22 protein-coding genes are annotated in these 19971 nt (G+C 48.2%); 14 read left to right on the top strand and 8 right to left on the bottom strand.

The features are described 5' to 3' along the window. Positions 1 to 160: 160 nt before the first annotated feature. Positions 161 to 904 carry a YciK family oxidoreductase gene (locus QNM19_RS20620; protein ID WP_049863001.1) on the top strand — a complete coding sequence of 248 codons (744 nt, stop codon included), beginning with the start codon at positions 161 to 163 and terminating at the stop codon, positions 902 to 904. Between the two features lie 42 nt (positions 905 to 946). Here QNM19_RS20620 and rluB read toward each other — a convergent pair whose 3' ends face one another. From rluB to rnm, 5 genes are read right to left on the bottom strand one after another with little or no spacing between them, the layout of a single operon-like run. Beyond that, complete coding sequence (rluB, locus tag QNM19_RS20625; RefSeq protein ID WP_010385476.1) at positions 947 to 1807, bottom strand: 23S rRNA pseudouridine(2605) synthase RluB; 861 nt, start codon at positions 1805 to 1807, stop codon at positions 947 to 949. Then, entirely contained in the window at positions 1804 to 2391 is a 588-nt protein-coding gene (gene scpB, locus QNM19_RS20630; RefSeq protein ID WP_010385478.1) for an SMC-Scp complex subunit ScpB, read from the bottom strand. Before scpB ends, rluB begins: the two co-directional genes overlap by 4 nt. A 50-nt stretch (positions 2392 to 2441) precedes the next feature. Next, a complete protein-coding gene (locus QNM19_RS20635; RefSeq protein ID WP_049863000.1) occupies positions 2442 to 3257 on the bottom strand; it encodes a segregation and condensation protein A in 816 nt (271 codons plus the stop codon). A gap of 2 nt (positions 3258 to 3259) precedes the next feature. After that, positions 3260 to 3880, bottom strand: a complete 621-nt coding sequence (locus QNM19_RS20640; RefSeq protein WP_010385480.1) for an L-threonylcarbamoyladenylate synthase — start codon at positions 3878 to 3880, stop codon at positions 3260 to 3262. A 4-nt stretch (positions 3881 to 3884) separates the two neighbouring features. Further along, a complete protein-coding gene (gene rnm, locus QNM19_RS20645; protein ID WP_049862999.1) occupies positions 3885 to 4730 on the bottom strand; it encodes an RNase RNM in 846 nt (281 codons plus the stop codon). Between the two features lie 518 nt (positions 4731 to 5248). Between rnm and QNM19_RS20650 the strand changes: the two genes are divergently transcribed. From QNM19_RS20650 to trpA, 6 genes are read left to right on the top strand one after another with little or no spacing between them, the layout of a single operon-like run. Continuing rightward, a complete protein-coding gene (locus QNM19_RS20650; RefSeq protein WP_049862998.1) occupies positions 5249 to 6823 on the top strand; it encodes an anthranilate synthase component 1 in 1575 nt (524 codons plus the stop codon). Further along, entirely contained in the window at positions 6820 to 7410 is a 591-nt protein-coding gene (locus tag QNM19_RS20655; RefSeq protein ID WP_049862997.1) for an aminodeoxychorismate/anthranilate synthase component II, read from the top strand. Before QNM19_RS20650 ends, QNM19_RS20655 begins: the two co-directional genes overlap by 4 nt. A 2-nt stretch (positions 7411 to 7412) precedes the next feature. Then, the gene (gene trpD, locus QNM19_RS20660; protein ID WP_049862996.1) at positions 7413 to 8417 is read left to right on the top strand and encodes an anthranilate phosphoribosyltransferase; all 1005 of its coding nucleotides are present in this window, start codon (positions 7413 to 7415) and stop codon (positions 8415 to 8417) included. Continuing rightward, positions 8410 to 9774 (top strand): bifunctional indole-3-glycerol-phosphate synthase TrpC/phosphoribosylanthranilate isomerase TrpF, encoded by a 1365-nt coding sequence (gene trpCF / locus QNM19_RS20665; protein WP_284027159.1) that lies wholly within the window; start codon positions 8410 to 8412, stop codon positions 9772 to 9774. Before trpD ends, trpCF begins: the two co-directional genes overlap by 8 nt. A gap of 10 nt (positions 9775 to 9784) precedes the next feature. After that, the gene (trpB, locus tag QNM19_RS20670; RefSeq protein WP_010385487.1) at positions 9785 to 10966 is read left to right on the top strand and encodes a tryptophan synthase subunit beta; all 1182 of its coding nucleotides are present in this window, start codon (positions 9785 to 9787) and stop codon (positions 10964 to 10966) included. Continuing rightward, positions 10963 to 11769, top strand: a complete 807-nt coding sequence (gene trpA / locus QNM19_RS20675; RefSeq protein WP_049862995.1) for a tryptophan synthase subunit alpha — start codon at positions 10963 to 10965, stop codon at positions 11767 to 11769. The genes trpB and trpA overlap by 4 nt, the downstream gene beginning before the upstream one ends. Before the next feature lie 8 nt (positions 11770 to 11777). Here the strand turns inward: trpA and QNM19_RS20680 are convergent, their stop codons facing one another. After that, on the bottom strand, positions 11778 to 12056 hold the full coding sequence (locus QNM19_RS20680; RefSeq protein ID WP_049862994.1) for an HU family DNA-binding protein: 279 nt from the start codon (positions 12054 to 12056) through the stop codon (positions 11778 to 11780). 325 nt (positions 12057 to 12381) lie between these two features. On the opposite strand from QNM19_RS20680, the gene QNM19_RS20685 reads away from it, so the two are divergent. Beyond that, on the top strand, positions 12382 to 13023 hold the full coding sequence (locus QNM19_RS20685; RefSeq protein ID WP_049862993.1) for a CPBP family intramembrane glutamic endopeptidase: 642 nt from the start codon (positions 12382 to 12384) through the stop codon (positions 13021 to 13023). Positions 13024 to 13072: 49 nt separating this feature from the next. Here the strand turns inward: QNM19_RS20685 and QNM19_RS20690 are convergent, their stop codons facing one another. Further along, positions 13073 to 14497 (bottom strand): sodium-dependent transporter, encoded by a 1425-nt coding sequence (locus QNM19_RS20690; protein ID WP_049862992.1) that lies wholly within the window; start codon positions 14495 to 14497, stop codon positions 13073 to 13075. Between the two features lie 259 nt (positions 14498 to 14756). Between QNM19_RS20690 and QNM19_RS20695 the strand changes: the two genes are divergently transcribed. The 5 genes from QNM19_RS20695 (at position 14757) to QNM19_RS20715 (ending at position 17805) form a co-directional block, all read left to right on the top strand. Beyond that, positions 14757 to 15056: a YciI family protein gene (locus tag QNM19_RS20695; RefSeq protein ID WP_049862991.1), complete on the top strand. Its 300-nt coding sequence runs from the start codon at positions 14757 to 14759 to the stop codon at positions 15054 to 15056. 79 nt (positions 15057 to 15135) lie between these two features. After that, positions 15136 to 15387 (top strand): PepSY domain-containing protein, encoded by a 252-nt coding sequence (locus QNM19_RS20700; protein WP_049862990.1) that lies wholly within the window; start codon positions 15136 to 15138, stop codon positions 15385 to 15387. Between the two features lie 3 nt (positions 15388 to 15390). After that, positions 15391 to 16065 carry a response regulator transcription factor gene (locus tag QNM19_RS20705; RefSeq protein WP_010385495.1) on the top strand — a complete coding sequence of 225 codons (675 nt, stop codon included), beginning with the start codon at positions 15391 to 15393 and terminating at the stop codon, positions 16063 to 16065. Next, positions 16059 to 17396, top strand: coding sequence for an ATP-binding protein (locus QNM19_RS20710; RefSeq protein WP_049862989.1), 1338 nt, complete (start codon positions 16059 to 16061; stop codon positions 17394 to 17396). Before QNM19_RS20705 ends, QNM19_RS20710 begins: the two co-directional genes overlap by 7 nt. Next, the gene (locus QNM19_RS20715; protein WP_049862988.1) at positions 17380 to 17805 is read left to right on the top strand and encodes a hypothetical protein; all 426 of its coding nucleotides are present in this window, start codon (positions 17380 to 17382) and stop codon (positions 17803 to 17805) included. The genes QNM19_RS20710 and QNM19_RS20715 overlap by 17 nt, the downstream gene beginning before the upstream one ends. A gap of 29 nt (positions 17806 to 17834) precedes the next feature. Here the strand turns inward: QNM19_RS20715 and QNM19_RS20720 are convergent, their stop codons facing one another. After that, the gene (locus QNM19_RS20720) at positions 17835 to 18869 is read right to left on the bottom strand and encodes an AI-2E family transporter (protein ID WP_049862987.1); all 1035 of its coding nucleotides are present in this window, start codon (positions 18867 to 18869) and stop codon (positions 17835 to 17837) included. A 202-nt stretch (positions 18870 to 19071) separates the two neighbouring features. Here QNM19_RS20720 and QNM19_RS20725 point away from each other — a divergent pair, with 202 nt between their 5' ends. Beyond that, complete coding sequence (locus tag QNM19_RS20725) at positions 19072 to 19968, top strand: TIGR01777 family oxidoreductase (protein WP_049862986.1); 897 nt, start codon at positions 19072 to 19074, stop codon at positions 19966 to 19968. Positions 19969 to 19971: the final 3 nt, after the last annotated feature.

Raw genomic sequence — 19971 nt, forward strand, 5'->3', positions numbered from 1 at the left:
GCAAAAAGGTACTTAAAGGTAAATCTGCTTTTAATAAGACATTAGACCAGTTTAAGTTAACGCAAAGTGTAGCGTTTCGCCAGCCATATTTACAATAAATTCGATAACTTGGCTGTGGTATGTGGTAAAATATGCGGAAAAATTAGCTCAGAGGTTCAAAATGCATACTTATCAAGCAGCTGAGAATGCTTTAGAAAACAAAGTGATTTTGGTCACTGGTGCAGGCGATGGCATTGGCCGGGTTGCTGCACTGACCTATGCCAAACATGGTGCGACGGTTATTCTGCTGGGGAAAACCACCAGCAAACTAGAATGTGTTTATGACGAAATCGTCGCCGCAGGTTATCCAAAGCCTGCCATCGTGCCTTTAGACCTTAAAGGTGCTACAAAACAACACTACCGTGATCTTGCCGCCACTATCGAACAACAATTTGGCAAGCTTGATGGACTGCTGAACAATGCCTCTATATTAGGTGCATTGGGTCCGCTGGAACACTTTTGTGTGTCCACATTCGAAAACATCATGAAGGTAAACGTTACTGCACAGGCAATGATCACTAAATACCTGTTCCCTGTTATGCGTAAAGCCCCCAGTGCCTCAGTTATCTTCACTTCATCCGGAGTCGGCCGTCAGGGGCGTGAATTCTGGGGAGCCTATGCGATTTCTAAGTTCGCTACTGAAGGGATGATGCAAACCTGGGCCGCAGAAGTAGGCAAAACCAACATTCGTATAAACTGTATCAACCCAGGGGCCACGCGTACTGGTATGCGCGCCACAGCCTACCCGGGTGAAGACAAAGATAAATTAAAGACACCTGAAGAGTTGATGCCTACTTATCTTTATCTGATGTCCGATGATTCGGCCGAAGTAAATGGCCAGTCGCTGGACGCCCAGGTAAAATAAAGACATAAAAAAAAGCCGCTTACGCGGCTTTTTTTATGTCTGTTAACGACGTTTGCTCTGCTTAAGACGCTGATTATGCTTGCTCACCGCCTTGCGAATACGGTTGATCTTAGCACGCTTGTCTTTACGCTTTTCAGGCATCACCGACAGCTTAGTTTGCGTTTCAGGACGCATGCCGACAGATTTACGAAGGTAATTCACATCTTCCAGCTTCAGCTCTTCCCAGCCACCCTGAGGCAGCCGTTTGCCCAACTCTAACTTACCGTAGCGAATACGAATAAGGCGTGACACTTCAAGCTCCTGAGATTGCCATAAACGACGCACTTCGCGATTACGACCTTCAGTCAAAGTGACATTAAACCACTTGTTCAAGCCTTCACCACCGCGTGGCGCCAGCTTCAGGAATTTCGCCGGGCCATCTTCCAGCTCTACGCCTTTTTTCAGGTTACGTAGGTGCTCATTAGTCACATCACCAAATACGCGTACCGAATATTCGCGCTCTACTTCATATTTGGGGTGCATCAGACGATTGGCCAGTTCACCATCATTGGTGAACAACAACAAACCCGATGTATTGACATCCAGTCGGCCGATGGCAATCCAGCGATCGCCTTCAATACGCGGGAGACGGTCAAACACTGTACGACGGCCTTCCGGATCTTTGCGCGTACACAACTCACCTTCTGGCTTGTGGTACATCAAGACACGGCAGATCCTATCATCCTGCTGTTCTACTTTTACGATATGCCCATCGACCCGGATAACTGCATTTTCCTCAACACGATCACCCAGTCGGGCCACCTTGCCATCAACACTAACACGGTTGCTTTCGATGTACTTTTCCATTTCACGACGCGAGCCAACGCCAGCGCGTGCTAAAACTTTTTGTAACTTCTCACTCATTCTGATGGTTCTCTCACAGAAGGATCATCTAACATCTGATCTAGCTTTTCGCCCTGTTGGGAAGGCAGCTCAGGGAGCATATCCAATCCATTAAGCGAAAAGTAGTCTAAAAATTGTTTCGTTGTTGCATACAGTGCGGGTTTACCCGGCACTTCTTTATAGCCCACTATCTTTATCCATTGTCGCTCTAACAGGCTTTTGATGATATTCGAGCTGACCGTCACACCCCGCACCTGCTCAATCTCGCCCCGGGTTATGGGTTGTCGATAAGCGATCAGCGCCAATGTTTCGAGCGTTGCACGAGAATACTTTGGCGCTTTTTCCTGCCACAGATTACTGAGCCACGGACTTAGGCTGGCACAGGCCTGAAAACGGTAGCCCGTTCCGACTTCAACCAGTTTGACACCGCGGGTTTGATAATGCTCGCTTAAGGTATCCAGCGCCTGCCTGAGGCGGACATCAGAAACATGAATATCCTGCAAAACAGTTTCTTTCAGTTGTTTGCGAGACAAAGGCTTATCGGCAACGAATATGGCTGCTTCAACCAGTTCAACCAATTGTTCATCACTGATACGACGTTTCATGCAAGTAAGATAAGGCTAGTCTAAAGCGGCGTATTATGACAGAGCCCGCGTCACTCGTGTAGCTTTAATGACAAATAAATTGCACTGGCGGGCGTACCCGCGGGAGTCACCTGCAAGCAGTTAATCAATTGCTCCTTCAATAACTCAAGCATAGCGATAAATGTGACCACCACACCACTGCGCCCCTCTGAGAAAGTAAATAAACGTGTAAACTCAACCGGCTCGGTATGTTCAGATAAAAACTGAAGGATTGCAGCCATGCGCTCACGAGTAGACAACACTTCGGCACTGATCTGATGATGTTCAAAGGTTTTTGCCCGTGCCATCACATCACTCAGGGCCAAAAGCAGCTCGGCCATCTCAATGTCGGGCAGTCGGGTTTGTGGTTCTTCTGATTCTTCCATCAGCGCGCGGGCAACAAAAATTTCCCGATCGACACGGGGGATTTGGTCAAGATTTTCAGCCGCTTTTTTAAATTGCTCATACTCCTGAAGCCGCCTGACCAACTCTGCACGCGGATCTTCCTCATCCTCCAGTTCTTCGTGAACCGGCAACAATAACCGCGATTTAATCTGTGCCAGTAAGGCCGCCATAACCAGATATTCACCGGCCAGCTCCAGCTGCATATCCTGCATCATCTCCACATACTGAACGTATTGCTGCGTGATACTCAGTATCGGTAGCTCAAGAATATCCAGCTTGTGACGTTTAATGAGATACAACAACAGATCGAGCGGCCCCTCAAAAGTCTCCAGTATGACTTCCAGTGCATCCGGAGGAATGTACAGGTCCTCCGGCTTTTCCAATACCGCTTCACCGTGTAAAAATGCCAGTGGTAATTTTTGCTGGGCGTTCTGATCAGGCATGACTATTCGAACTGGGTCGTGTCGCCGCAACCACGGCGCAGGATCACCACTTCATCGTCGGACATATCAATCACAGTCGTTGCCTGCTCTACCAGATACCCACCGTGAATGATCAGGTCAACGTGCTTTTCCAGACGCAGGCGAATGTCGTCCGGGTCCGATTCGGTAAATTGCTCATCCGGCAAAATTAACGAGCAAGACATCAGGGGTTCGCCTAATTCGGTTAGTAAAGCAGCCGTGATCGGATGTTCTGTTACCCGGATACCGATGGTTTTTTTCTTCTCATTAAGCAATCGCCTGGGAACTTCTTTGGTCCCTTTGAGAATAAACGTATAAGGGCCCGGCGTATTGTTTTTGATCATCCGGAACATTTGGTTGTCTACACGCGCATAAGTCGAAAGTTCAGATAAATCACGGCACATCAGTGTAAAGTTATGATGTTTCTCAATACCACGAATACGCTCAATGCGCTCCTTAGCCTGTTTGTTACCCAAGCTACACCCAATGGCGTATCCTGAATCGGTTGGATATACGATTACGCCACCTTGCTGAATAATGTCAACGGCCTGACGGATCAGACGACCTTGTGGATTATCAGGATGGATATGGAAAAATTGGCTCACGCTGTCACTCCTCTGTCGCGCCCCAGAACTGCCAAACACCTTGGCAATCTTTTGGTAAGTATAGATTTTTTCCAAGATCCAACCAGTTCGTTGGATAATGAAAGTCAGATCCCTGGCTGGCCAGTAAGTCAAACTCACGACTCAACTGCCCCAGAAACTGTCGCTCCGAAGGTGCCTGTTGTGGCTGTGCGACCTCCATTGCCTTGCCGCCCGCTGCACTATATTCACTTAGTAGTTTTCTGAGCCATTTATTAGACATCTGATAACGACCCGGATGCGCCAGCACGCTCACACCACCAGCCTGATGGATCGCGTCTATTGCCTCTCCCATGCTGCACCAGCTGCTGGGCACATACCCGATTTTGTTACGCCCCAGAAACTTTTTAAACACACCCTGAATATTCTTGGCGACCCCTCGGTCTACCAGCGCTTTGGCAAAATGCGCACGGGTAATCTCAGCGTCCTCAGCCAGTATTTGCGCCTGCTCATAAATCCCCTCATAACCGCGCTTAGCCAATCGTGCACCAATCTCTTTCGCGCGTTCACGACGTTTTTGCTGTTGACTGGCAAGCAAAGTGCTCAGTGCATTGTTCGACTCATCTATATTCAGACCCACTATATGTATTTCAAAGCTCTCCCACTTAGTTGAAATCTCAACCCCGGAGATGAGTGACAATGGCAACTGTTGATCCGTGATGTATGCCCGAGCAGGAGCAAGACCTGCGGTGGTATCGTGATCTGTAATGGCAAGTACGTCCACACCTCTTTCGGTTGCTCGTTCAAGCAAGGCACCGACCGCCAAACGACCATCCGAAAAAGTACTGTGACTGTGTAAGTCGTATTTTATCAAACTCTCATAACCTTCTAAAAAAATGCAGATTTTAGTATACCATGTTGTTTACTTCTACGGGCGGTTATCTGACGCACTAAACAGTGATAATGCAGCAATCAGCTAGGCCAAAATAACCATTTTTGCGGGCTGGCCGCATTTTTTCCAATTTGACCTTGACACTTTGTCCTATAGTGCGGTTTACTGTGGTCACTAAATTTACATAACGACGACTTAACAAATGAAAACACAAACAACTTTCAACATTTGGTGGTGGCACTCGTAATTAGCGGGTGAGTCGTTGTGCATGCAAGATTTTCGAAACCCGCGCTAAACACGCGGGTTTTTTTGTAACTTAATTTTCTCAAAGATATTGTATAGTGATCAATAATATAACAACTATTTTACTAGTGAAATCTTGGTGGTGGTGCCTGAATTAGCGGGACGGCATCTTTGTACCTAATACACAGACCCCCGCAAGCAAATCGCTTTCGGGGGTTTTTTTTAGATTAATTTATGAAAATTACGAGGAATGAGGTGTGATTTTTAGTCATATAACGACACAGCCCGGGGAAGTAACCAGTATTCGGTTACGGCGAGAATACATCGCCAGCCCTTTGTCTCTGTTCGCAGCGCTGGATAAGCCCAATTCATTGTTGCTGGAATCTGCAGAAATAGACTCCAAAGACAATGTAAAGAGCATTATCCTGGTTGATACAGCACTGCGCTTTGAATGTAAGGGCAAAAATGTCATCGTCCGGGCGCTGTCCAACAACGGCGAGCAGCTTCTGCCCTATCTGGCACAGGAAGTCGAAAACTGTGACGTAACGCTCGATAACTCAGTGCTGACCATTACTTATCAGGACACATCGGCCGATCTCGATGAGTATGCCAAGCTGAAGGCCGATAACGCGTTCAGCGCGCTCAGAACCTGTATCAACCGCATCAAGTGCAACTCAGACACACCATTTTCTCTGTTTCTGGGCGGTGTATTTGCGTACGATATGGTCGCCAATTTTGAGCAACTCCCTGACGTTCCGGACGGTGCCAATAGCTGCCCGGACTACGTATTCTACCTGGCCGAGACCCTGCTGATCATAGATCATCAGGCTCAAACGACTGAATTGATAGGTAATGTATTCAACGGTCCCGATGTTCATGCGAACTGTTTTGAAGTAGGCCGCCAGCTTGAAGTCCTCAATCATCAATGTGATGCTTTGCAGTCATTTTCGCCAAACCCGCTTGCAGGTAGCTGTGAGGTCAGTGTTGATATCAGTGACGAAGCATATATAGAGCAGGTAATAAAACTGAAGCAGCACATCGTGGATGGCGACATCTTTCAGGTTGTGCCCTCTCGCACCTTCTCTTTACCTTGTGCCGATCCCCTTTCGGCTTATAAAGCGCTCAAACAGCAAAACCCAAGCCCATACATGTTCTACATGCGCGATGAGGAATTTGTTTTATTTGGTGCCTCTCCTGAATCGGCATTGAAATATTGTGAGCAGAGTAACCAGGTAGAAGTCTATCCGATTGCGGGAACCCGGCCTCGAGGCAAGTTCGCTGATGGCAGTATCAATCCGGATCTCGACAGCCGCATCGAACTGGAGCTCAGAGACGATCACAAAGAACGCGCAGAGCACCTGATGCTGGTTGATCTGGCACGCAATGATGTGGCGCGGATCAGCATACCGGGTACCCGCCACGCCAAAGAACTGCTTAAAGTTGACCGGTACTCTCAGGTCATGCATTTGGTTTCCCGCGTAGTCGGTCAGCTAAAGCCAGATCTGGATGCCCTGCATGCATACCAGGCCAGCATGAATATGGGCACCCTGGTAGGCGCGCCTAAAGTCAAAGCGGCTGAGCTGGTCAGACACACAGAACAACAACGACGTGGTAGCTACGGCGGTGCTGTGGGCTATCTGACCGGCGATGGCGCAATGGACTCCTGTATCGTGATCCGCTCAGCTTTTGTCAAAAATGGCCAGGCGCTGGTTCAGGCCGGTGCCGGCGTTGTTTATGACTCCGACCCACAAGCCGAGGCCGATGAGACCCGGGCCAAAGCCAGTGCCGTGATCAAAGCCATTCAATCGACTTATGCAGGAGCACCGGCATGATACCTAAGATATATTTTCTCGATAACTTTGACTCCTTCTCTTACAACCTGGTCGATGAGCTGTCGCTACTTGGGGCCGAGCTCGTGGTGTATCGTAATCATCTCGATGCCAGCACCATTTTTGCCAAAATGCAGCAAGAAACCGATCCGGTGATCCTGGTTTTGTCCCCGGGTCCGGGCGCACCAAAAGACGCAGGGTGCTTACTTGAGCTGATTGAACTGTGCAAAGGTCACTACCCCATGCTTGGGATCTGCCTTGGCCAACAGGCACTGACACAAAGCTATGGTGGCACCATTGGCCATGCCGGTGAGACGGTACACGGTAAATCTTCCCATATTAGTGTCAAACCTCACCCCGTTTTTGACGGACTGGGTAAGTCTTTTCCCGTGGCTCGCTATCACTCTCTTATGGCAACTCAGGTACCTGAATGCCTGGAAATCATTGCCAACTATGAAGAAATCCCAATGGCGATTTATCACCCGGACGATAAGGTGATCGGGTATCAGTTTCACCCAGAATCAATTTTAACCCCATGCGGCGCTCAGCTGTTACAGCAAAGCATCGCCTATCTCACATCGGAGGAGTAGACATGGACAGTTTAAACTTATTACTAGAACAAAAATCACTGAACTTTGCCGAGGCCACAGAGTTGTTCAGTGCAGTCATGCAGGGCCAGCTGGATGAAGTACAGCTAACCGCCGCCCTGGTCGCCCTGAAAATAAAAGGGGAAACCGCCGAAGAAATCGCCGGAGCCGCAAAAGCGATGCGCGATCACGCCACCGCGTTTGACACCCATGGCCTGCTTTGCGCAGACAGTTGTGGCACTGGGGGTGATGGCACCAACACCATCAATGTCAGTACTACAGCAGCAATCGTTGCGGCCGCTTGTGGGATCCCTATGGTGAAACATGGCAACCGCAGCGTGTCCAGTAAATCTGGTTCTGCTGATCTGTTAAAAACACTCGGCATAAACCTGGATATGGACCCGCTACTGGGTGCTCGCTGTTTGCAACAAACTAACTTTACCTTTTTGTTTGCGCCGCACTATCATGCTGGCGTCAAACATGCGATGCCGGTGCGTACTAAACTCAAAACCCGCACTTTGTTCAATATCCTTGGCCCACTAGCGAATCCAGCAAGGCCGCAGGTGCAATTACTTGGCGTTTATGACCCTAAACTTTGTCGTCCCATGGCTGAGACTTTACAAAAACTCGGTACTCAGCGCGCCATGGTCGTTCATGGTTCAGGTTGCGATGAAATTGCTCTGCATGGCGAAACTCAGGTCACCGAGCTCAACCAGGGCGTACTGACAGACTACACGCTGACGCCTGAAGATTTTGGGCTGCAACGCTATCCGCTTGAAGCCATTTTTGGCGACACCCCGGAATTTAATGCCCAGGCAACCCGGGACATTCTCGATGGCAAAGGCAAAGAAGCGCATAACGCTGCCATCATTGCCAACGTCGCCGCGCTGCTGGTCATGACAGACAAAGCAACGGACCTGAAATCAGCCAGTGCCCAGGTTTCAGAAATACTGGCGTCCGGACGCTGCGCGCAGAAACTTGCCGAAATTGTGGAGGTGAGCAATGGCTAATGTGTTAGAAAAAATTGTTGCTGACAAAGAAGTCGAAGTCGCGCAAAGAAAACAAGACCGCCCGCTGGAAAGCTTTGTTGATCAAATCACGCCCAGCGATCGGGACTTTTACGCTGCGCTGAGCCGCCCGGGAACTCAGTTTATTCTGGAGTGTAAAAAAGCCTCACCGTCGAAAGGTCTGATCCGCCAACACTTCGATCTGGATGAAATTACCGCAGTTTACGGTCGTTACGCCAGTTGCATCAGTGTGCTCACTGACGAAAAATATTTCCAGGGTAATTTTGAGTATCTTAGTTATGTCAGAACTCAGGTCTCGCAACCCCTCATCTGTAAAGATTTTTTTATCGATGAATACCAAGTGTATCTGGCCCGTTTAAGTGGTGGCGATGCCATTTTGCTAATGCTATCAGTACTCGATGATGCGCGTTACACAGCTTTGGCTGAACTTGCGCACAGCCTGAACATGGCAGTACTGACTGAAGTCAGCAACGAAGAAGAAGTCCATCGCGCACTCGCGCTAAACGCCAGACTCATTGGGATCAATAACCGTAATCTCAGAGATTTAAGTACAGATCTGGCAACCAGCGAGCGTTTACGCAAATTAATCCCGGACGATAAAACCGTGATCTCCGAGTCCGGTATCTATACCCATGCAGACGTTAAACGCCTTGCCCCCATTTGTAATGGCTTCCTGGTCGGCAGCTCTTTGATGGCTGAGCAAGACCTGGAAACCGCTTGTCGTAAGCTGATCCTGGGTGAAAACAAGGTCTGTGGCTTAACCCGCAGTCAGGACGCCATTGCCGCTTATGAGGCCGGTGCAGTATACGGAGGATTGATTTTTTATCCCAAGTCACCCCGTTATGTTGACATTGACTGTGCAAAAGCCGTCGTAGACAGCGCACCGCTCAACTATGTGGGCGTATTTGTCGATGCACCACTTGCACAAGTCGTTGAAAACGTCCGCATCCTAAAGCTCAGCGCAGTACAATTGCATGGCAATGAAGCGCAAGAGTACATCGATGAGCTGCGCAAACAATTACCTGTTAACTGCCAGATCTGGAAAGCCCAGGGGATCAGTGATCATTTGCCTGAGCCATTACAGGGCGTCGACAAACATTTATACGACACTAAGGTCAAAGGTCAGCTTGGTGGAACAGGACAAGCATTTGACTGGCAGTTGCTTAGCCAAACTCCGGGCAGCTTTATGCTGGCAGGCGGACTGAGTGCTGACAACCTGACACAGGCCTCATACCTGGGCGCAGCAGGATTCGATCTGAACTCTGGTGTCGAGATCAGCCCGGGCAAAAAGTGTGCCGACAAACTCAATACAGCTTTTAACACAATTCGTAAATACTGAGGTGGAAAAAATGAATACAGGATATTACGGTGATTTTGGTGGCATGTTTGTCCCTGAATTACTAGTTCCTGCGCTCAAGCAGCTTGAGCAGGAATTTAATAAAGCACAACAAGACCCGGCATTTCAGCAGGAATTTTATCAATTACTCAATGAGTTTGCAGGGCGCCCAACGCCACTGACGCTCACCAGAAACCTGGTTAAAAACCCAAAAGTGAAGCTGTATCTGAAACGAGAAGATCTGCTCCACGGTGGCGCACACAAAACCAACCAGGTGCTTGGTCAGGCACTGCTCACTAAACGTATGGGTAAATCAGAAGTCATCGCAGAGACCGGCGCCGGGCAACATGGTGTTGCAACAGCACTGGCCTGTGCCCTGCTGGGTCTGAAATGCCGCGTTTACATGGGTGCCAAAGACGTTGAACGTCAGCAACCCAACGTGTTCCGGATGCGCCTGATGGGTGCAGAAGTTATCCCGGTTACAGCAGGCTCAGGTACACTTAAAGACGCCGTAAATGAAGCCATGCGCGACTGGTCAGCCAATTACAAAACCGCCCACTACCTGCTTGGTACCGCAGCGGGCCCTCATCCTTTCCCGACTTTGGTACGTGAGTTCCAAAAAATGATCGGTGAAGAAGCAAAACAACAGGTACTGGAAGCTGAAGGCAAACTGCCGGATGTAGTCATGGCCTGTGTGGGTGGTGGTTCCAATGCGATTGGGATGTTTGCAGACTTTATCGACGAAAAAGACGTCAAACTGATTGGCGTCGAGCCAGCAGGTAAAGGTCTGGACACCGAAGAACATGGCGCAGCATTGTGTAAGGGGACTAAAGGCATTTTACATGGTGCTTATACTTATATCATGCAAAACCAGGACGGTCAGATAGAAGAGTCTTACTCGGTCTCTGCTGGTCTGGATTACCCAGCTGTTGGACCGCAACACGCCTATCTGCACGAGACCGGTCGGGCTCAATATGTCGCTGTAACCGATGATGAAGCGCTGGCCGCCTTCCAGTCATTGGCAAAACATGAAGGGATCATTCCGGCGCTGGAATCCAGTCATGCGTTAGCCTACGCATTGAAATATGCAGAGGCACAAGAACAAGACACAGTGATAGTGATCAATTTAAGTGGTCGTGGTGACAAAGACTTAGCCCATGTCCACCAGGTATTAGAAGCGCGAGGTGAGCTATGAGCCGTTACAATGAGATGTTCCAGCAGCTAAACGACAAGCAGCAAGGCGCGTTTGTCCCGTTTGTCACCATTGGCGACCCGGACAAAGAAACCAGCCTCGCAATCATCAAAAGCCTGATTGAAGGCGGTGCGGATGCTCTGGAGCTGGGGATTCCGTTTTCCGATCCCATCGCGGACGGTCCGGTTATCCAGGCTGCAAATATTCGTGCTCTAGAACAGCACATTGACACAGAAGATTGCTTTGACGTGATCCGTGCAGTGCGCGAGCAATATCCTCATATCCCTATTGGGTTGCTACTGTATTCAAACCTGATTTTCGCTCGTGGTCTGGATGCATTTTACCAGCAAGCCAAAGCCGCTGGCGTCGATTCGGTATTGGTTGCAGATGTGCCGCTGCACGAGTCAAAAATGTTCCGCCGAGCAGCGATAGAAGCAGGCATTGAGCCAATCTTCATCGCAACGCCTAATGCCAGTGATGATACCTTGCGCGAATGTGCCAGTTACGGCAGAGGCTATACTTATTTGCTCTCGCGCGCCGGTGTGACCGGTACAGAAAGCCAGGTGCAAATGCCAACCGGTGAGATCATCACTAAGCTCACTGAGTACCATGCAGCCCCTGCCCTGCTGGGCTTCGGTATCTCCACGCCGGAACAGGTCAAAGCAGCACTTGACTCAGGTGCCGCGGGGGCCATCTCAGGTTCTGCTGTGGTCAAAATCATTGAGCAGCACCTGGATGACAAGCCAGCGATGTATCAAGCCCTGAGCGCTTTTGTACGCGACATGAAAGCCGCTACTGCGCGCTAACATCTAGGCTATTTGTCAGCCAGAGCGTCCTTGAGCGCTTTGGCTGGCTTAAATAGCACTTTATTCTGCCCTTCGATCATGATCTCTTCCCCTGTTCTGGGGTTTCTGCCCGGCTTGGCCGGATGATAGCTTAGCGTAAAGGTGCCCATACCATTAAGCTGGACCTGATCTCCTTCAGAGAGACGTTTGGTGATAAGTTTTATAAGACTACCCAGTGCAGCCTGTGTGTCTTTCTTGGTCAATTCACTGTGCGCCGCCATGGCTGTAACCAGTTCACTTTTATTCATCATGCATCCGTCTTTATACAACAAAGCCCGGCAGGCTAAGGAGTTCTGTCTTAAAAGTCAATCCTGAGCGGATGAATACCAACTTTACTCAATACCTGTTCAATTTGAAGGAACAAATATCACCTTGGCAGCATTAGAATCTTCTCATTTAAAACAACTAAATAGCAAAATTCTTAGCGGGTTATCGACAACATTTTCCTACCTCAAAATAGAACACGTCATTTAGCAAATTGGTATAGACAAAGTTTTCCTTGTTCTGCCATACCCGAGTTGAAATGCCTTGACTATAGTTAGGCTAACACTGACAGACATACCAGAGGCCACATTGAACGCAAACCAATATCGCTGGTGCGAACTATTCCTGGTGTTTTTCCTGCTACCTGTTATTGCCTATGCATTTCGCCATCAACTCGCCAATTGGTTGTTTCCGGCTTTGATTATACTCACAGCTGTGTGTACATATTTGTTACTCACCGATCCACATTTCAAACGATTTCGCCTGACCAGTCTGGGCACCTTTTCTACAGTAAGGCGTCGGCTGTTTTCAACCTTCTTTATCGGTGCCCTGTTTTCCGCCATGTTTTATGGCCTGGTGAATCAGGAAAGCTGGTTTGATATGCCGCTCAACTCCACCAATGACTGGTTGGTCCTGCTAATAGCCTATCCAATATTATCGGTGGTACCGCAAGAGCTGGTGTTCCGCAGCTACTTTTTTCATCGCTACAAACGTATTTTACCGAGGAAGACAATTCGGGTTGTGTTGAGTGCTGCTGTATTCGCACTGGCGCACTGTGTGTACGACAACTGGGTTGCCATTGCACTTTCTTTTGCCGGCGGGTTGTTATTTGCCTATACCTACGCACACAGTCGCTCTTTAGCCGTCTGTGTACTCGAACATAGTCTTTGGGGATTATGGGTTTTTACCCTGGGGCTGGGTCAGTATCTGGATTCGGGGGTGACGTTTTAGCAAAGGAGCACCACATTGCTGAGGTGCCCCTGTGGCATGCTAAGAACGATTAGAAGCCAAACAAACTAAATGCAAAGAACTTAGTCGTTACTGTATTAACGAAGATGACGGTCAGTATAACGGGTATGAAAGTAGATAACGAGAAGTTCACGTACTTTTCCATCAGGCTACCTTTATAGTTTGGTGACCCCTGTGCCAGCTCTTCTGACAAGTTATGCTTTTTCCAGCGGTACATCACAAACAAGCAAACCAGTAAACCGTTAAAAGGCAGAATGGTTTCGTAGAATACATCCGAGATCAGCGCAAACATGCTCTGACTGGCACCACCATAGTTCACAAAATCAGTCAGCCAACCAACCATACCAAAAGACATGGTACACAGCACAGTCAGTCCGCCCGTTGTCAATGCCAGCAAGCCCAACGCCTTTTTACGGCTGATGTTCTTTTCTTCCATTAACGCAGCAGTTGGTACTTCGATGATCGACACCAATGAGGTGATTGCTGCAAAAAAGACCAGCAGGAAGAACAACGCCGCAACCGCAGAAGCGCCGAAGTAGCCGATGTCAGATTGCAATGCCAGCAACAACTTTGGCAGATAGACAAAAATCATGGATACTGACGAATCACTTAGCTTCGCAGGATCGGTATCCGGGTTGAAGCTGAAAATGGCTGGCAGCACCATCAGACCTGCGATAAACGCGACCAAAGAGTCTGTAATTGCCACCATTTTAGAACTGCCAACAATGTCATCTTTCTTAGAGATATAGGAGGCATAGGTGATCAGGATACCCATTCCCAGAGACAGCGAGAAAAACGATTGTGATAAAGCACCGTTAAGCACACTGGCGTTCATTTTAGAGAAATCTGGCACCAGATAATAACGCACACCCGCCATGGCATTGTCCAGCGTTAATACATAGACCACCAGGCCAAGTAACAACACAAAAAGCGCCGGCATCATAAACTTAGCGGCTTTTTCAATGCCTTCTTTTACGCCACCAACCAGAATAAGGTTAACAAACAAACCAACGAACACCATGTAGATAAACATAGTGTATTCATTTACAAAAGCATCGAAGTGACCCGGATTTGCCAGCATATCCAGGTTCCCCAACACAGTTTGCACCAGATAACCGAAGATCCAAACAGTAATGACCATGTAAAACACGGCTATCATGAATGGGGTTAAAACGGCGATTGCCCCTGCCAGGGACCACTTTTTATCTCCCTGTGTTAGCGACTTATAGGAACCATAAGGGTCTTTTTGCGCCTTACGCCCCATCGCCATTTCTGCCATCATCACCGGCAGACAAATAAAGATAACAAACAGGGCATAAGTAAGCAGAAACGCACCGCCCCCATTTTTTGTTGCAGACACGGGAAACCCAACCAGGTTACCAATCCCGACTGCGGAACCTGCTGCGGCAAGGATAAAACCCAGCCGCGAGCTAAAGTGCTCACGATTTGCGCTCACAAGAACAACCTTATTATTATTTTGTAAGAATAGTCGAAGGACTCTACCAGCCATCCGCACGGAATTTCAAGTATAAACGTCTAATCCGGTGCGCATTGATGTAAACCTCACACCTTCGCACGCTTATACAACGCACTCATAACATGTTACACATCCATGACACCTTGATTTGTCTTCATTCGTCAGTAGTTCCGGCATTTACACACAGGGCCAGTTCAGTCTATGATAGGCGCAAATAACACAATAATTGTTACATCCTATGCTTTACATGATCTACTCAACTGATGTTGAAAACTCTTTACAGAAGCGCTTAGCAGCACGCCCGGCACACCTGGCCAGACTGAATGAGCTTGATCAGCAACAGCGCTTGTTCGCCGCCGGCCCGCTGCCCGCTATCGACAGTCCAGATCCGGGCGAAGCTGGGTTTACAGGTTCTTTAGTTATCGCAGAATTCGACTCCCTGTCGCAGGCCGAAGCATGGGCAGCGGAAGACCCCTATATCGCAGCGGGTGTTTATGCCAACAGTATCGTCAAGCCATACAAGAAAGTGCTGCCTTAACAAGTTCAGCATGGGTTAAGTCGTTTTCCAATAGCCTGTGCGACAAGATGTTAAGCAACCCAAACCGTGGAGCTTTTAAATGCAGTTGCCAAGATGTCTTACAGTTACGTTAGCCTTCTGTTTGCTGGGTTCCCAGCCCACTGAAGCTTCTGAAAAGCAAGATACGATAAGCAAAAAGCAAGCTGTTAAACTTGCAACCGACCAGTACTCAGGTAAAACACTCAAGATCTCCAAGCAAGGAGACTATTACGTAGTGAGAATTTTGCTCGATGATGGCCGGATCATAGATTTAAAGGTTCACCAGGTAACGGGCGAAGTGAAGAAGGACTAAGCAATGCGAATTCTTGTAATAGAAGATGATATACAACTGGCTGAAAACTTGCGTACAGCGCTGGAAAAAGAGAAGTACAGTGTTGATCTGTGCCACGACGGAGAAAATGGTCTTTTTCACTTAACTGAGTACCCATTGGATTTGGCTGTGGTCGACCTTGGTTTGCCTAAGCTGGATGGCATAGAGCTCATTCGCCAGGCACGCGCCAAAGGCATCAAATTACCTATTTTGATCCTCACTGCACGTGATCGCTGGCAGGAAAAAGTCGAGGGGCTGGATGCTGGTGCCGATGACTATCTGACTAAACCCTTCCATACAGAAGAGTTGATTGCCCGCTGTAACGCCCTGATCCGAAGAAGTGCAGGACAAGCGAACCCGGAGATCAGCATAGGTCCGGTAAAAATACATACGCGTTCTCAGCAGGTGTGGGTGGAAGACAGAGAGCTCACACTCACCGCTTACGAATACAAAGTACTGGAATACCTGATGGTTAATCCACTCAAGGTGATTTCAAAATCCGAGTTGACCGAACATATTTACGATCAGGATTTTGATCTTGACTCCAATGTCATTGAGGTGTTTGTACTCAGACTGAGAAAGAAACTGGATCCAGACGGCACACTTAACCCCGTTGAAACGCTCAGAGGCCGAGGCTATAGGTTTAAAAACCAGTGGTAAATCGCGCTCAAATTTCCCTTAAAATAAGGCAAGGATTTATCCTTGTCTTTGTTCTTATTGTTGCATTGCCCGCATTGTTTTTCTCAATCAGCCGTGCTTATCACGCAACCTTAGTCGAAGCAACACACAAAACCCTTGAAGCCCATCTTTACTCGCTTATCTCAGAGGTCGATTTCGTGACCATGGAGATGCCCAACAGCATTTTAGCTCCTGAATTGAACCGACTTAACTCAGATACCTATGCGCTTATTTATCAACAGAACACGCTGGTCTGGCACTCTGAGTCGGCAATGGATCTGACCGTCACACCGGATATATCGCAAAGCAAAGCCGGCGCGAAAGAGTTCGAGCGGGTTGAGTACAATCAGGAGCTTTACTGGCAACTCGGCATGACGGTCATTCTGGGCAATGCCAGTCACTCACAACAGGCCAATTTTATACTGCTGAAGAAAAACTCAGCCCTGGTCGCACAAATGGCTCAGTTTCGTAATACCCTGGTCAACTGGATGTTGGTTATGGGCATTATGATAGCTGTGCTTATGGCGCTTGGGTTTATCTGGAGTGCCAGGCCCCTGCAACGGCTGGACAAAGAAATAAAAGCCGTCGAAGCAGGCGAGATTGACAAAATCAGTGGCCTCTACCCTGTTGAACTCAATACCATCAAAGCCGACCTGAATTTACTACTGGACTCGCAAAGAAGGCAGAAAGAGCGCTACCGAGCCTCACTGAGCGATCTTGCTCACGCACTTAAAACCCCTCTGGCGGTGCTCAAATCCAGTCCGCTGGCAGAAAACGCAGACGCTCAGGAGCAGCTTGATCGCATTAATGCCATGATTGAACACCAGCTGAAGCGTGCCGCATCGGGCGCATCAGACACCTGGAAAAAACAAACTCAGGTGCAGCCTGTGGTCAGTGCTATCCTCAATGCGATGAGCAAGGTCTATCATGATAAGCAGATCAACTTTAGCACTGCGTGCCCAGAAGACGCGGCATTTTTGGGCGATAAAACCGATCTGATGGAAATTTTGGGTAATTTGATCGACAATGCATGTAAAGCTTGCCAGTCGCACGTTGATATCAACGTGAAGTATAATCAAAGCAAAGGCGTGCGTTTTATCATCAGTGACGATGGCCCGGGCATCCCTGAGCAGAACAGAAGCACCCTGTTGCAACGTGGGACACGCCTGGATACCTATGAAAGTGGCCACGGTGTTGGCATGGCCATTGTGTCCGACCTCGTCTCTTCCTATCACGGAAGCATAGACATAGATTACAGCCAGCTGGGCGGTGCCCAGTTTACGATAGAATTTAGTTATGAACAGAACCAATAAAACACTGTGTTTCTTATCATTGTTAACGCTCAGCCTATCTGCACAAGCAGCCAGGCTGACTTTACAGCAATGTGAGCATCTCAATTCGGACCACCCTGAAAAAGCCAAGCGCTACCTGATGTGCCTGGATGGAAATATTGAATTGCTGGAACGTGAAAGAAAGACCTGGGTAACTAAATTGGTGATGGACACCGAAAACCTGCAAAAAGAAACCGGCAATTCTCAACTATTGCCTATTATCCAGCGTAGCTTTATCAATCAGGAAAGGTACATGGAAGACGCCTGTCGCTGGCGCTACTTAAAGCAAATGCCCAACGCCACCATGGCAGCCAAGATATACAAACGCTGTAAAATAGAGTTTATCAAGCAACACACACAGGAGCTACAGGCCGACTTTACGCTCCAGTAAGCCTGTAACTGAATGCCAGATAGCGATGATTATCTGGCATTGTGCTGTTCTTCACCGCCTAACATTGTTGCCAGCCAACGCCCATCTTCGCTGTTTTCAAGGGCAATTTTAACCACCATAGTCAAAGGCACAGACAGCAGCATACCCACAGTACCCAACAACCAGCCCCAGAAGATTAGAGACAAGAACACCACCAAAGTGCTCAGGCCAAGTCCCCGGCCCATAAAACGCGGCTCAACAATATTTCCCATAATAGTATTGATACTAATGTACCCCGCAGCCACAATTGCGCTGACCATAGGACTGTGTGTCACCAACGCCAGTAACACCGGTGGCACCGCCGCAATAATCGAGCCTATATTGGGAATATAATTAAGCAAAAAGGCAAACACGCCCCAAAGCACAAAATAATCAACATCCAACACCCAAAGAAATACAGCCGCCAGCAGGCCCGTTGCCAATGACACTAACGTCTTAATGGCCAGGTAACTGTTTATCGAGTCCAAAAAGCGGTCAATCTGCTTCATTTTCATATCCGGATCATCCAGTGCAAGGTGTACCTTGGTACTGATCATGGGCGCTTCAAAAAGCATAAAGACCACAGTTAGCAGGATCAGAAAGATGTTGGCCATCACACCACCAAAGCCGGCTAACATGTTGGTTGCCACATCAATCATTTTACCTGGATCAAACAACGCAATAAGCTGTTGTTTATCAATTAAAATATTATATTGGGCCGCCATATCAACAAACCAGATAAACTTGCTGCGCAAGGCTTCTCTGTATTGGGGTAACTGGCTTGAAAAGTCATTTAACGACTGGCCAACCAGGCCTGTCAAACTCATCCCCATCAGCATAACCATCATGATGATCAGGACAATTGCCAGTCCTTTTGGAATGCGATAGTTTGCAAAAAACTTCAGAAGTGGGTTACATATAATCGCGATAAAGGCTGCTAAAACAAAAGGGACAACGATGTCGTTCGCCAGTTTAATTCCGGCCAAAACAATGAACAATGACGCAATAACGACTAAGCTTTTAGTGATCCCAGACAATGAAGACACGACTTTTCCTTACATTAACTTTGCAAAACCCCACTACAACACTGGGGGATGGCACCGGGTAGCTGCCATTAGCGCATTAATTTAATTATTGCCCGGCGACTTCATTGTAACGGAAATTTGCATCAAAGCACGCAGAACTAACAAATTGATCGACATTGCAATACGCTGAGTATAAACACTAAATTATTAAAATGGATTATACATGAAGGTATTAATGACAGGTGCCACCGGGCTCATCGGGTCAGAGTTGTGCAAATTCCTATTCAATAAACACAAAATCATTGCATTGACACGCAATATTTCCAAAGCCCGGCGCTTGCTGGACAGTAAAATTGAACTCGTCGACAGCCTGGATCAGGTCAACTTTAATGAACTGGATGTGGTCATCAACCTTGCAGGCGAACCCATTGCTGACAAACGCTGGACTGAAAAACAAAAAGCCCGGATCATGGACAGCCGCATTTTACTGACCGAAGCGCTCAGCGCGCGGATCCGCAATTGCGACACGCCACCGCATACCTTTATTTCAGGCAGTGCCATTGGCTATTACGGCAGACAACCAGCTACGGTTAAGGTAGGTGAAGACTTCGACGACCCCTACCCGGAGTTTAGTCACCAACTCTGTAAAGACTGGGAAGCAAAAGCGAATTCAGCCCACAATGAAGCCACCCGGGTCTGTATAATCAGAACCGGCGTGGTGTTGTCCAGACACGGCGGAGCATTGAAGAAAATGCTGCCAGCCTTTCAGTTCGGCATGGGTGGGCCAATGGCCAGTGGTGAGCAGATGATGTCCTGGATCCATATTGACGATATGGTGCAACTCATTTTATTTCTGATTAAACATCAGGAGCTATCTGGTGTATTCAATGCGACAGCGCCAGCCCCGGTATCCAACAAGGAGTTTGCTGAGCGTCTGGCTATCACTTTAAGACGCCCTGCCATGTTCACTATGCCTGAATTCGTACTCAAGGCGTTGTTTGGTGAAATGTCTGAGCTGCTGATTTACGGCCAGCGCGTGTTACCCCGGCGTGCACTCAAAGCAAATTACCGCTTTCGTTACCCCAATCTGGACGAGGCGCTTCAGCAAATATTTCATTGATGA

The organism is Pseudoalteromonas ardens (assembly GCF_030125445.1).
In the GTDB taxonomy this organism is placed as follows: Bacteria; Pseudomonadota; Gammaproteobacteria; order Enterobacterales; family Alteromonadaceae; genus Pseudoalteromonas; species Pseudoalteromonas ardens.

What these genes read in the sequence shown, in the direction of transcription:
- QNM19_RS20620 (WP_049863001.1), top strand. Translation starts at nt 161, where the DNA reads ATGCATACTTATCAAGCAGCTGAGAATGCTTTAGAAAACAAAGTGATT.
- rluB (WP_010385476.1), bottom strand. Translation starts at nt 1,807, where the DNA reads ATGAGTGAGAAGTTACAAAAAGTTTTAGCACGCGCTGGCGTTGGCTCG.
- scpB (WP_010385478.1), bottom strand. Translation starts at nt 2,391, where the DNA reads ATGAAACGTCGTATCAGTGATGAACAATTGGTTGAACTGGTTGAAGCA.
- QNM19_RS20635 (WP_049863000.1), bottom strand. Translation starts at nt 3,257, where the DNA reads ATGCCTGATCAGAACGCCCAGCAAAAATTACCACTGGCATTTTTACAC.
- QNM19_RS20655 (WP_049862997.1), top strand. Translation starts at nt 6,820, where the DNA reads ATGATACCTAAGATATATTTTCTCGATAACTTTGACTCCTTCTCTTAC.
- trpD (WP_049862996.1), top strand. Translation starts at nt 7,413, where the DNA reads ATGGACAGTTTAAACTTATTACTAGAACAAAAATCACTGAACTTTGCC.
- trpCF (WP_284027159.1), top strand. Translation starts at nt 8,410, where the DNA reads ATGGCTAATGTGTTAGAAAAAATTGTTGCTGACAAAGAAGTCGAAGTC.
- trpB (WP_010385487.1), top strand. Translation starts at nt 9,785, where the DNA reads ATGAATACAGGATATTACGGTGATTTTGGTGGCATGTTTGTCCCTGAA.
- trpA (WP_049862995.1), top strand. Translation starts at nt 10,963, where the DNA reads ATGAGCCGTTACAATGAGATGTTCCAGCAGCTAAACGACAAGCAGCAA.
- QNM19_RS20680 (WP_049862994.1), bottom strand. Translation starts at nt 12,056, where the DNA reads ATGAATAAAAGTGAACTGGTTACAGCCATGGCGGCGCACAGTGAATTG.
- QNM19_RS20695 (WP_049862991.1), top strand. Translation starts at nt 14,757, where the DNA reads ATGCTTTACATGATCTACTCAACTGATGTTGAAAACTCTTTACAGAAG.
- QNM19_RS20700 (WP_049862990.1), top strand. Translation starts at nt 15,136, where the DNA reads ATGCAGTTGCCAAGATGTCTTACAGTTACGTTAGCCTTCTGTTTGCTG.
- QNM19_RS20705 (WP_010385495.1), top strand. Translation starts at nt 15,391, where the DNA reads ATGCGAATTCTTGTAATAGAAGATGATATACAACTGGCTGAAAACTTG.
- QNM19_RS20715 (WP_049862988.1), top strand. Translation starts at nt 17,380, where the DNA reads ATGAACAGAACCAATAAAACACTGTGTTTCTTATCATTGTTAACGCTC.
- QNM19_RS20725 (WP_049862986.1), top strand. Translation starts at nt 19,072, where the DNA reads ATGAAGGTATTAATGACAGGTGCCACCGGGCTCATCGGGTCAGAGTTG.